Origin of the sequence: uncultured Gimesia sp. (genome assembly GCF_963972345.1) — a bacterium.
Lineage (GTDB): Bacteria > Planctomycetota > Planctomycetia > Planctomycetales > Planctomycetaceae > Gimesia.
In genome coordinates this window covers 1-12,765 of record NZ_CAXAVM010000195.1, presented here as the reverse complement: position 1 = coordinate 12,765, position 12,765 = coordinate 1, and the positions used below count along the sequence as shown (strand labels likewise).

General features: G+C 53.5%; 7 protein-coding genes. 6 read left to right on the top strand and 1 reads right to left on the bottom strand.

What is annotated here, in order from left to right; translation table 11 throughout:
* Positions 1-1,683 (bottom strand): DNA topoisomerase (ATP-hydrolyzing) (locus tag AACZ40_RS23670; RefSeq protein WP_339676093.1); only part of this gene is annotated, 1,683 nt, incomplete at its 3' end.
* A 556-nt stretch (positions 1,684-2,239) separates the two neighbouring features.
* On the opposite strand from AACZ40_RS23670, the gene AACZ40_RS23665 reads away from it, so the two are divergent.
* The 6 genes from AACZ40_RS23665 to AACZ40_RS23640 all read left to right on the top strand — a co-directional run.
* Positions 2,240-3,010, top strand: a complete 771-nt coding sequence (locus tag AACZ40_RS23665; protein WP_291176594.1) for a hypothetical protein — start codon at positions 2,240-2,242, stop codon at positions 3,008-3,010.
* An 86-nt stretch (positions 3,011-3,096) separates the two neighbouring features.
* Positions 3,097-3,654, top strand: coding sequence for a hypothetical protein (locus AACZ40_RS23660; protein ID WP_291176591.1), 558 nt, complete (start codon positions 3,097-3,099; stop codon positions 3,652-3,654).
* Between the two features lie 41 nt (positions 3,655-3,695).
* The gene (locus AACZ40_RS23655) at positions 3,696-4,385 is read left to right on the top strand and encodes a hypothetical protein (protein ID WP_291176588.1); all 690 of its coding nucleotides are present in this window, start codon (positions 3,696-3,698) and stop codon (positions 4,383-4,385) included.
* Between the two features lie 749 nt (positions 4,386-5,134).
* Positions 5,135-8,170 (top strand): hypothetical protein, encoded by a 3,036-nt coding sequence (locus tag AACZ40_RS23650; protein WP_291176586.1) that lies wholly within the window; start codon positions 5,135-5,137, stop codon positions 8,168-8,170.
* A gap of 95 nt (positions 8,171-8,265) precedes the next feature.
* Positions 8,266-11,250: a hypothetical protein gene (locus AACZ40_RS23645; RefSeq protein WP_291176583.1), complete on the top strand. Its 2,985-nt coding sequence runs from the start codon at positions 8,266-8,268 to the stop codon at positions 11,248-11,250.
* Positions 11,251-11,340: 90 nt separating this feature from the next.
* The coding region (locus AACZ40_RS23640) for a carboxypeptidase-like regulatory domain-containing protein (protein ID WP_339676090.1) at positions 11,341-12,765 on the top strand (1,425 nt) is incomplete at its 3' end.

Here is a 12,765-nt window from a genome sequence, read left to right as displayed (position 1 = left end):
CCGGGTTTTATCCAGCTCCTGAGTCCCTTCTTTGGTTTTCAGACGACCCACGCGTTTGATCCAGCCTTCGCGCGAGACGACCACGTTCGTGTTTTCGCGAACGATATAGGCCTGCGGATCGAATTCCGTAATCTCTTCCGAAGAACCCAGCCTGGTCTGACGCTTTTCCGGGAATTCGTCGGCCAGTTCTTTGAGCTCATTTTCCACGACCTTCCAGAGTCGTTTGTCCGATGCCAGTATCTTGCGAATCTTTTCCGCTTCAGCTTCCTTCTCTTCCAGTTCTTCGCGAATCGTGTTGATTTCCAGCCTGGAGATGCGGTACAGCTGCAGCTCCAGAATCGCCATCGTCTGGATTTCATCCAGCGGGAAATTGTCCATCAGCTTTTTGGCGGCATCCTGTTTGCCGTTACTGGCACGGATCAGTTTGAGGGCTTTATCCAGATCATTGAAGATGATCTCAAAGCCCTTCAGAATGTGAATCCGCCGTTCCAGCAGTTGCAGTTGAAATTCAAAACGTTTCCGAACCGAGACAAACCGGAAGTCCAGAAAGTACTGCAGCATTTCTTTGAGGTCACAACGGCGGGGCACCAGCACATTCGATTCGTCGGGTACCAGGCAGGTCATGTTGACCGAGAAGTTCTGCTCCAGGTTCGTGTGCTTGTACAAAAAGGCCATTACCGTTTCCGGGTCTGCGTCCGGTTTGATTTCCAGCACAATTTTCAGGCCATTTTTGTCATCGGTTTCATCAGCCACATCCACCAGCTGAGGCAGCTTCCGGGACTCCACGATTCCGCCGATCTCCGACAGCAGAGAACCGGTTTCCACGCCATAAGGGACTGAATACACAACGAGCCGTTGTGCGCCTTTCGCACGTGAGTCGCTTTCAGGCTTCCATTCACCGCGTACTTTGACTGGGCCACGGCCATCTTTATAAACCGTCGTGAGAGACCGTTTGTCTGTGACGATCCGGCCTCCCATCGGGAAGTCGGGAGCTTTGATATATTTCATCAGCTGGGCCACGGTCGCATCGCCGTGATGAATCAGATGTACGCAGGCTTTGATGACTTCTCCCAGGTTGTGAGGCGGGATATTGGTCGCCATCCCCACTGCGATCCCGTGGACCCCGTTCACCAGCAGGTTGGGGAACCGTGCCGGCAGAACCACCGGTTCGTCGCGGGTGCCATCATAGTTGGGACGCATATCCACTGTCTGATAACGCAGTTCGTTCATCAGATGTTCGGCGATCCCTGTCAGCCGGGCTTCGGTATAACGGGCTGCCGCCGCGGGCAGACCCATGATCGAACCAAAATTACCCTGCCCATTGATCAACGGACTTCTCAGGTTGAAATCCTGTGCCAGTCTGACCAGTGCATCATAAACGGACGCATCGCCGTGCGGGTGATAGTTCCCCGTCGTGTCCCCGCAGATCTTCGCGCACTTACGTGGCTTCGCATTGGCCATCAACCGTAAGTCGTGATACATCACATACAAAATGCGACGCTGTACCGGCTTCAAGCCATCCCGCACATCAGGCAGGGCACGCGAGGTAATCACGGACATCGCATAGTTCAAATAGCGCCGTCGTGTGACATCGCTGATGGGCACATACTCAATACGGTCTGATTCAGTGCTCGGTGTTCCGTTGTTTGCCGTGCCGTTATTGGCCGATTTTCGCTTAGCCAAAAGTCTCTCCAAATATTCTGTTGATTGTCCCGACACACGGTCGGCCTCTGACGGTGTTCCTGCTTCTGAAAGGGGGAGCCTTATTCAGAATTCGGGTCAAACCACCTGGTAGCTTAAGAAAAATATGTCAATTTTGCTGTTTGTGAAAACATTGAGGATTGTATCTGTTAAAACGATTATTGAACAGATAAGGCCACTCGTAACCCGTTAAATAGACAATAATTCGGGAAAATAGGATGAATCGTCATTGTGGTTACAAAATGACTCATTCCGACGATTCCTGCCAGCCGAAATTTGGACTAGTGGCTTTCTTTTTGAGAGGGTCGCTGTCGGGCGATTGAAACATACAAAAAGTGCCGGAACTCTGAAAAGTGAAATTCCCAGAATTTCTATTTTCACCTCGGTCTTTGTGAAGTGGCTTTGCCTTGTTTGTGAACCACGACTGGTTCTGACTGAAGACAATTGATCATTATAATTGACTGACGGGGGTTGGACGAGCCTCTGACCTAGTCTCATTGGTGGAAACCCCACAATAAAAATCCAGGGAGGGATTGTTATGGCTCAGGCGAGTCTGAAGGTAACCCTGCTAACCGGGCTGTTACCGGCATTTTTACTGATGGCGCCGGCATTACAGGCTGCTGAACCAGGTGCAGTCAATAATGCGGTTGTCCGGCAGGAAGCTGTTTCGAGTTCATCGAAGTATAATCCGATCAGCTGGTTCAAGCGGAAGTTCAGCAGTTCCGCTGATAAACAGAACCGCGTACAGCAGGTGGGTCACACTGAGGAAGCGGCTCCGGTAAGAGGCCGCCAGATTCCTCTTCCCAGTCGACCGACACTCGGACGTCGCAGCGCGGGTCCGTATCACATCCGGCAGGTCAGCAATCAGCCGAACATCATTACTTCGACACCGGCTCCCTTTGAAAACGCGCAGCAGGCACGACCCATCAGCTATGCTCATGGGCACTTCAAAGATCACAAACATCACAAAGCCGCTCAGCCGCTGCCCGTGATGGAAGGCATGAATGTTCTGCCCGGATATCCTCAGCTGCAGGCTCCCCTGTATCCCAGTCCCAAGCCGGGAATCCCCGACTACGTGGGACGGACCATTATCACCAACCAGGCACTGGCGCCTCAGGAAATGTTGTATGCCCATGAATACAACGCCATGTATGGTCCTTATTACTACAACGTCAAAGGTGGCTGGATCTGGACTCCCTTCGGCATGCGATCTCACGAAAAGTGGAAACTGGAAGGCACCCGGGTCAACGTGAAATATAAAACAGACTTCGGATTCTTCCCTAAATTTATTCCGCCGTTGGTCAGATAACGGAAATCCACGCTCACACTGTCTCAACCCGAACACGTTTATCACACTGGGTCATGTGCCCGGAGAAACGATCAGGAAATATCAAAATGCAGAAATTCACTTATCAATTAGCAGGCCTCGTGGCAGTGGCCGGGATGTTGACAGTCCTGTCTGCTTCCCCTCTGCAGGCGGGCGAACCGGGCAGCCTGAAACTGACTCAGAAGCAGGCCTCACCCATTCAACAGGCAGGTTACATCCACGATAAATGTAACTGTAAAGAAAAGCATGTTTACTCTTACTCGGACGGCGGTACCTTTGTCGGCGGCGATTGCCCTCACTGTCGGGCCGGCGGTGCGGGTAAAGGATACCGGACTTCAGCCGGGATCGGAAAGCGGGGCTCGCTGCGGGAATTCTTCCGTTGCAAGTTCGGTTACTTCATTCCTACCGGATGCGGCGGAAAAGGCTGTGCTCCCATTGGACACTACAACATGACCTATGCCGTCGATCCCTACTACTTCGATGGACGCGATGGTCGTCTTTACGGTGCTCAGGGTTATGGTGTTCCCATCGCGGTTCCCCTCGCTCCCAACGTGCACCATACCTACAACTACGGTTGGGGCGTTCCTTCAAGCCGTTTGACTCCGGTCTCTCGCATCGTTCAATAATCTAATACATTAAATCCTCAATCGGGTCCAGGAAGATTGATATGAGAATCTTAAACGTGCATATGCTGGCCATTCTCGCAGTGACCGGCGTCATGGCTCACACTGCTCTGACCGCCAGCGCAGATGAGAAAACGACTGCCAGTGACGGTCAGATCCAGCAGATCGGTCATCACGTGCGGGGCGGCGGCTACGAATACAACTGCCCCCCCGGATATTCCAACCGCTTTGACGGCGATGGCGTCTACCGCAATTATTCCTCGCGTGAAGGCATCGCTTTCCTGAGAAAGTGTCACACTTCACCCGGGCATGGCTGGTGTCCTCCTTCCGCACAGAGGATTCAACGCACTCCCGTGCAATACCAGCGGTATTACTCCAATCAGTACATGGGACAACCCGGACCTGCCGGGCCGGCTTATTACCCACAGGTTTATATGCCAACCGACACCACCCAGCTTGGATTTTATTACCAGGCGGTACCAACCTGGCAACCACGGGCAGGCATGCTGCCTCCTCCGCCCAACCCCAGCATGTATCACACCCGTGACTGCAGCGCCTGTCGCGGACATGGCTGCAAACACTGTCGTGGCGGTCAGCAATTCAGTGGACCCGTTTACTACTCCACCGGTAGTCCCGTGACTCCCGAACCGGAAGTCGCACCACTGCCGGAAGAAGCAGCACCCGCTGTGCCGCCCGCACCTTCCAAGCTGAACCAGGCTTCCTACGAAAAATAATTCGACTACTCCTCGATAAGATCGTTTCGTAAAAACGATTGGTAATCTGGCAGAGCCACCTCTGATCAAAGGGTGGCTCTGTTTTTTTATGCGCTCTGCTCACCCGCTCCTTTCTCACTGATCCCCTTTCACTGCTGACCGACCGCCACCGGTTCTGACTGTTTATCTTGACACGCCCGCGCCCCTCGCGAAACTTCGTGATATGCGTCGCGCGCGTGGGGTGAAATAAAGACGGAACACTTCCCCTCTCCCTGTGAAAAAGAGCACTACAAAAAACCCTGGTTTCAGAGCGTTTTTCCAGAATGGGCCTCTTTGCAGTGTGTTAAGACGACCTGTTTTGCACCACATTGCCTCCATATCCACGCCTGTTCGCGCTCTGCATGAGATAAAGGCACGACAATCCCGCGCTAAACCGGAAAACGTCCGTGGCTCTCTCCCTCTGAGCAAACCAGGCAGGAAACCGATAGAACCAGTCATCGAAATCCTCATTTTGGTAAGATCAACTCTTCCAGAAAACCGTGCTGGTTTTTCTCACTGCAGCACGAATTCCCGTTCCGAACCAGAAAATTATTGAACCCCTGTATTGTATTCGATATGATCAACAGTGCTGGAGATGAACAGCGGGAAGTATTTTAAATCACATCCCGATACAGCTCATTCCTCTCGGCAAACATTTCTCCCAGGACAAGGCACGCCTGGAGTCCGTCATCTGAGAAACACTCTTCATTTCTCTCGAAAGCGCAGATTCCATGAACCAGCAACAAGCCAGATCAATTCATCCGTCTGTCCGCGAGTGGAAATATACCCGCAAGTATTTTGATTACTTGTGTTTCAGCCTGTTGGTACTGAGTACGTTCGCTGTTACAAAAAATGGACGTGCCGATGAGCCAGATCAAAAAGAACAGATCACCCTCCAGGGCATCGTCGTTGATGAGCAGGACCAACCGGCGCAAGGTGTGAAGGTGTTTGTCGAATGGCAGCATCCGGAACAGAATCGGGTCGAAACCAAAACCGATCAGGTGGGACGATTCACATTACGTGTACCAGTTCAAAGTGCACGGCATCAGGCGATCCAGGCTGTGAAAGATTCACCACGGCAAATGGCGCAGCACCCACTCCCCTGGGTCATCAAGAATGAAGATCTGCCTCTGGATAAATTACGATTGCAGTTACAGCCTGCGCAGCGCGTGGAATTGCACGCGGTTGACGGCGCAGGCAAACCAGTCGCAAACGCAAAAACAGGCATCATGGGTGATTACCGTATCTGGGGAACCGAAACGACGAATGAGAAAGGCCAGGTCGTCTATCACGTGCCTCACGATGTGAAAGTTCAATACGTGTTCGCAATCAGCGACGGGCATGGTGCAGACTTTAGAGCCTTTACACTCTCACGCGAGCAGGTCGGTGATCAACTGGTTAAGCCTCCTGCTGTACCCGAGCATCCCATTCGCCTGACTCTCGACGGAACGCAGCCGCTGAAGGTCAAAGTCGAAGATGCCGACGGCTCACCGCTGACCGGGTTCAATGTCGCACCCTGGTATCTCAAAAAAGAAGGTGAGCCCCGCGATCTGAATCTTTCTTACTTCTATAGCCTGGTTCAAGCCCAAACGGACGAATCGGGAACAGCCAGCTTTGGCTGGATTCCTCACTGGCAAAAAACAGCCCTCACCATCTGGCCTCGTAATCAGGAATACGAGCATCAGCGTAGCATGTATGATCCGCAAAAGGACCAGGGCAGGCTGACGATGAAACTCGAAAAACTCGTTCCTGTGTCCGGCAAAGTCACCCTGCCCGATGGTTCACCCGCTAAAGGAATTCCGGTTGCCGCGGACGGGGCTGGCTATCAGTTCGATTCCTTTCATAAAACAGTTCAGACAGACGACCAGGGACGCTATTTGTTCAACGCGGAACCCAATCAGGTTTACCTGATGATTGCCGGAAATGAGAAATGGCGCGCTGCGCCCCACACCGGCTTTGCCGTCTGGCCTGGCACGCCGATTCAAAACCTGGATTTCAAACTTCAGCCTGCAACACGCATTCACGGTCGTGTGACCGTCGGTTCACAAAATGAGCCTGTCGCCGACCAACGGATCATGGCTTTTATCAGAGGCCAGGATGCACATAATCAGAAGGATTTCAAACTGCCGAATCCAACCCACAGCAATCGCTGGGTACAACCGCAATTGGTATTTCAAGCTCAGACAGACGAGCAGGGTAACTATGAACTCTTTCTTGGGCCAGGCACCTATTCAATTCGCGGTCCCTCCCAGACGCCGTCACAAAAATTTGAAATCACCAATGAAACTGAAAAGGAAATCGATTTCCACGCGGATCGACCAGAGACAGGAATCTTAACAGGCTCCGTGGTCACGGGAGATCCTCCCCAGCCTGTTGCAGAAGCGCAGATTACAGGCATCTATCGCAAATCGCTTTCCGTTGGCGATTTAGGGGCCACAACCAGTCAAGACGGACGATTCAAGGCCGAACGCCAGCTCCATCCTGTGGTGCTTTACGCCGAAAGCAAGGACAAAAAAATGGCGGGGGTCGTGGAGATTGGTCCCGATACAAAAACCGTCACCATTCCCATTCAACCTTTCGGCTCTGCCCGGGGACAGTTGATCGATGAAGTTACCGAGGCCCCCGTCAATAATCGGGAACTCAGGTATGGCGTAAAAGTGCACATTGGCGATGACAACGCCCCCTGGCGCACCAGCTTTGGCGGGACCGCGTTTACCGATAAATCGGGGCACTTTGAACTGAAAAATCTGGTCGTGGGTCTGGAGTACGGCCTCTCTCTCGTTAACCGGCCTGAAAAAGGCAAACCGGGTCGTCTCTCCTGGCGCAATGTCAAGGAATTCACGCCGGAAAACAACCAGCAGGTGGAACTGGGACAGGTGGAAGCCCCGCGCCCTTCTAAGCCTTATGTCCCGCCCACCATCGATGAACGCATCGCAGCCGCGTTTGCCGTGAAAGGAACTCCGCTGGAACGGTTCTCCAAAGCACAGCAGATCGCCCGTCTGACGGTCCAGTATCCCACGATCCTCTTCGGCGATCCGAAATCTGATGCCGTGCGGGAACTGATGGCATTCCGCTATCAGGACAGCGACGTGCGGAAGGAGTTGCCCTCCTTCCTGATCATGGCCATCGACAGTTCCGGAGACAAACGCAAGGCTGCCCAGGCACTGGCGGAACAGTTAAACCTGGACTCGAATCCAAAAGAGGGCGCCCTGGATCTGTTTGTTCTGGACACTACCGGAAAACAGCGCGCTCATGCTGACCTCGCGGCGCTCTCTAAGAGTGGCTCTGTCAATAAACAGCCATTGATCAAGTTCCTCAAGGCCAATCAGATTCCCCCAAAAGACGCGCGCGAACTGCTGGATACCGCCCTCAAGCAGGCAAAAGAACAGAACAAACGGGTGATCGTCCAGGAAACGGCGACCTGGTGTGGCCCCTGTCGCTTGCTCTCCCAGTTTCTTGACCGGGAACGCGAACAGTGGCAGCGCGATTACATCTGGATCAAAATGGACCATCGCTGGACCGGTGCCGACGAGATCATGAAAACGATGCGCGGCGGGGCGCAGGGCGGCATTCCGTGGTGGGCTATTTTAGACAAGGACGGTAAAGTTCTCGTTACTTCCAACGATGAAGAAGGGGAAAACATCGGTTTCCCCAGTTCCTCTAGTGGCCGCGTCCACTTTCGCAACATGCTGGAAAAAACCGCCATCCGCCTGACCCCCATGGACGTTAACGAACTTGTCGAAGCCTTAAAACAGAAACAGGACTGACATGGTTAATGGCGAGTCGGGCAGGGATGAGCCTGTGTAGTCTCCCTGCAACTCATTATCGAAGCACGACGTTCCTCACAGAAAGCATGGCTCTCATGAAATATTCCAGATTGATCTGTTATCTCTTTCTGCTGGCAGCATTGCTGACTCCTGATGCACTCTGCGCAGCCGAATCGGCAGACGAACAACAGCTGACCATCCAGGGCACCGTCGTCGATGAGCAGGACAAACCGGTTGCTGACGTGAAGGTTGCCATCGAAGGGAAAGCCCCGGATCAGGCAGTGATCAAAACCCGAACTGATGCACAGGGCCGGTTTACCTTTCGCACTTCAAAACTGAATCTGCACGGGCAAAATATCGAGGCACTCACCGATTCGGAAGATAAGTACGCGCGCTCATACATTCGACGACGTAATCTCGATCCGGATCACGAGAGTTACGAACTCCGTCTACAACTGGAAGCGGTTCAGCGTATCGAGCTGCACGTTGTTGATGGCACCGGGGAACCGGTGCCTGACGCCCAGACCGGGATCCTGAGCGGCTACAGACTCTGGGGCGATCGCAAGACAAATGAGAAAGGACAGATCGTCTATTACGTGCCGCAGAATATAAAAATTGAATACGTCTTCGCGATGCAGGATGGGTTCGGCGCAGACTATAAAGCGTATGTCCTGCCCCGCGGTTTCGCAGGCGACAAAAAGGCCAGACCTCCTGAACTGCCCGATCATCCGATTCCATTAATTCTCGATGGTGCCCGACCCGTCAAAGTGCAGATCCAGGAGAGCGATGGCTCTCCGCTTGCCGCTGTGAAGGTCTATCCCTGGATCCTGAGGAAGGCGGATCAGCCGCAGAGGCTGAATCTGTCGTACCTTGCTCGACTCGTGCGACAGACAACCGATGAAACCGGGACAGTGGACTTTGCCTGGATTCCTCACTGGCAAAAAACAGGGATCACCTTCTGGCCCCAGGATCAGGATCATGTAGATCTACAGGGAATCTATGATCCCCAGACGGGGGACGGTACTCTGAAAATGATTCTGGAGAAACTGGTTCCCCTCTCAGGGAAGGTGACACTTCCCGATGGTTCGCCCGCCAGCAGAATTTCCATCTCCGCTGCAGGTGCAAAAGAACAGGTGGACTCGTTTCGCGCAACATCACTGACTGATGAGTCGGGCCGTTATACCATCAAGGCCGCTCCCGGTCGGGTCTACCTCATCGTGGTCAACAACAGAAAGTGGAGCTCCACTCCCCACACCGGTTTTGTTCTCAAACCAGGAATGCCGATTCAGAATCTGGATTTCAAGCTCCGTCCTGCCACCCGCATCTTCGGACGAGTGGCAGTGGGCTCACAGCATGAACCAGTCAAAGGCCAGCGGATCGAGATCTATCAATATGGTAAAAGCATCAATGAGAAGCTGGGAAAGCGGGCGGATGGCGACCTGTCAATCAGGATCAACTGGGTCAGACCCCTCACGGTGCATAGCACAAAGACAGACGAAAATGGGAAATATGAACTGTTTGTCGGCGATGGCAGATTCGATATCCGCGGCCCCACACAGAGCGACACCCGAGAATTTGAAGTCCATGGGGAACGCGAACGCGAATTCAACTTTCTCCCCGATCGACCGGAGAAAGGCATCCTGTCAGGTACCGTGGTAACCGGCGATCCGCCTCAATCGATCTCGGATGCGGAAATCACTGGAGTCTATCGAGCAAGCAGGGCTGGCGGCGACATGCGGTGCCAGACAGACCAGGCTGGCAGATTCAAAGTCGAACGCAAACGGCATCGCACCGTGCTCTATGCACGCAGCCAGGATCAGAAACAGGCCGGCATAGTTGAGATCGGTCCCGATGATAAAACGGTCAGGATTCCGCTTCAGCCAGTGGGATCTGCCCGGGGACAATTGATAGATGCTGCCACCGATAAACCCGCACAACAGCGTGAAATCAAATACGGAGTGAAAGTGCATTGGAGTGATCACAAGAATTCCGCATTCGGCCTCAAATTTGGTGGAACTACATTCTCAGATCAGACGGGGCACTTTAGTCTTCCCCATCTGGTTGTGGGACAGCAGTACGCCATCGATCTGGTCAATCGACCAAAAGATGAGTCGGGTCGGGTGAGTTCGCGCAATATCGAAACCTTCACTCCCAGGTCCAGCCAGCCTGTGAATCTGGGCCGGGTCGAAGCCCCGCGCCCTCGAGAGCCCTACACGCCACCCACGATTGAAGACCGTATTGCCGCTGCCTATAAAATTAAGGGTACGCCAGAAGAGCATTCCGCACGCGCTGAAAAAATAGCGCGCCTCTCAAGCCAGTATCTGCTGATCCTGTACGGCGATCGCACGTCCGATGTCATACGGCAATTCATGACTCTGCGATATAAAGACGAGGACATCCGCGCTCTGATGTCATCCTTCCAACTGTTAGCCTGCGATGCTGAAAGCGGTGAGCCCCTGTCTGAAAAAGCCAGGGAGATCGAAAGAAATCTGGGCCTCGATTCCGATCCTCCAGCGCCGGGCATATTCATTTTGGATGTAAAAGGAGAACATGAGTCAGAAATCAACTTCGCCGATCTGTCCACCGACGGCAAAGTCAGCAAAGACAAACTGTTTAAATTCCTTAAGGACAACCAGTACCCCGTCCTCGACGCCCGCGAAATGCTGGATGCTGCTCTCAAACAGGCAAAGGAACAGAACAAACGTGTGATCGTCCAGGAGACCGCGACCTGGTGTGGTCCCTGCCGACGACTTTCCCTCTTCCTGGACCAGGAACGCAAACTTTGGGAACGTGATTACATCTGGATCAAGCTCGATCACCGCTGGACCGGCACTCGCAAGATCATGGACAAATTGCGCGATAGTGCCCCGGGTGGCATCCCCTGGTGGGCGATTCTGGACTCTGACGGCCGTGTCCTCGTCACCAGTAACAATGACAAAGACGAAGGGAATAACGTCGGCTTTCCCGGCAGTCACGCCGGTCGCGAACACGTCCGCGGTATGCTGAAACAAACAGCCATTCGTCTGACACCCATGGACGTTAACGAACTGGTCGAAGCCTTAAAACAGAAACAGGACTGATATGGTTAATGGCGAGTCGGAGCGAGCCTGTATAGTCTCCCCGCAACTCATTGTTGATGCACGACGTTCTTCACAGAAAGCCCGGCTCTCATGAAATATTCCCAATCGATCGGCTGTCTCTTCCTGCTGGCAGCATTGCTACCTTGTGTTTCACTTCGCGCGGCCGATCCGGCAGACGAACAACAGCTGACCATGCAGGGCACTGTCGTCGATGAACAGGACCAGCCAGTGGCGGATGCGAAGGTCTACGTCGATTATTACCAACTCGGCCGGGATCGGATTGCCACACATACGGACCGTCAGGGAACGTTCGCATTGACGGCCAAAGCGTCACGCTTAAGTGGTCAAACTCTGAAGGTAGTCACGGCCGAGTCGCTGATGGCACAGCAACTACTTCCCTGGGAGAATCTCACAGCTGATGCCTCACTGCAGAAAATCAAGCTGCAAGTGCAACCACCGCAGTTGGTCGAACTGGAAGTGGTGGATCAAAACGACAAGCCGATCGCAGCCGCCTCTGCAGGCATCATGGATCTCAATCATGCCTGGGGAATCGGGACCACGGATGAACAAGGTAAGATTGTTTTTCAGGTGCCGCACGATGTCGAGATCAAATTCGTCGGTGCGTTCAGCGACGGTCATGGTGCCGACTACCGCGCTTTTACACTGGAGCGGGGACAGCACGTCGATCAACTCACAAAACCGCCCGCGTTGCCCGATCATCCGGTTCGGCTCAAACTCGATGGTGCGACGCCACTCAAGGTCAAAGTCCAGTCGCCGGAAGGCCAGGCACTGGCGGGCATCAAGGTTTATCCCTGGTACCTGACTAAACCGGGGGAGCCCGGAGAGTTCAATCTGAGTTCCCTGTTCTATGGCAGTGATCTGTTAGAACAGACAACCGATACTGAGGGGATCGCGGTTTTCAAATGGATTCCCCACTGGCAGAAACAGCAATTTGTCGTCTGGCCTCGCATGGACGACTATTCGAAAACTAGAGCGACTTACAACCCTGCGACTGACAATGGTGTGTTGACCATGGAACTCGAACAACTGGTCCCGATCTCAGGGCAGGTTCGTCTTTCCAACGGATCTCCTGCCAAAGGGATTACGGTTACCGCAGCCGGAGTCGGGTATCAGATCGATTCTTTTCGTGAAACTGTCACAACGGACGCCAACGGACGCTATACCATCAAAGCCTGGCCGTACATGGTTTACCTGGTGGTCGCAGGGGACCAGACTCAGGCTTCCGTACCACACACCTGCTTCGCGGTCTTGCCGCATCATCCGGTCACCGACCTGGATTTCCAGTTCGTTCCCGCCACGCGGCTCCATGGTCGCGTGACGATGGGGCCACAGCAGAAACCGGTGGCAGGGCAACAGATCTACATCTTCCTGCGTGGTCATGGCTCAGTCAAACTCAAGGAGAATCAGCGACCCTCGCCTGGAGCCCGTACTTTCAGCGCGCAACCAACAATCATGTATAGGCGCACGACAGATAAGAATGGGGCTTACGAGCTG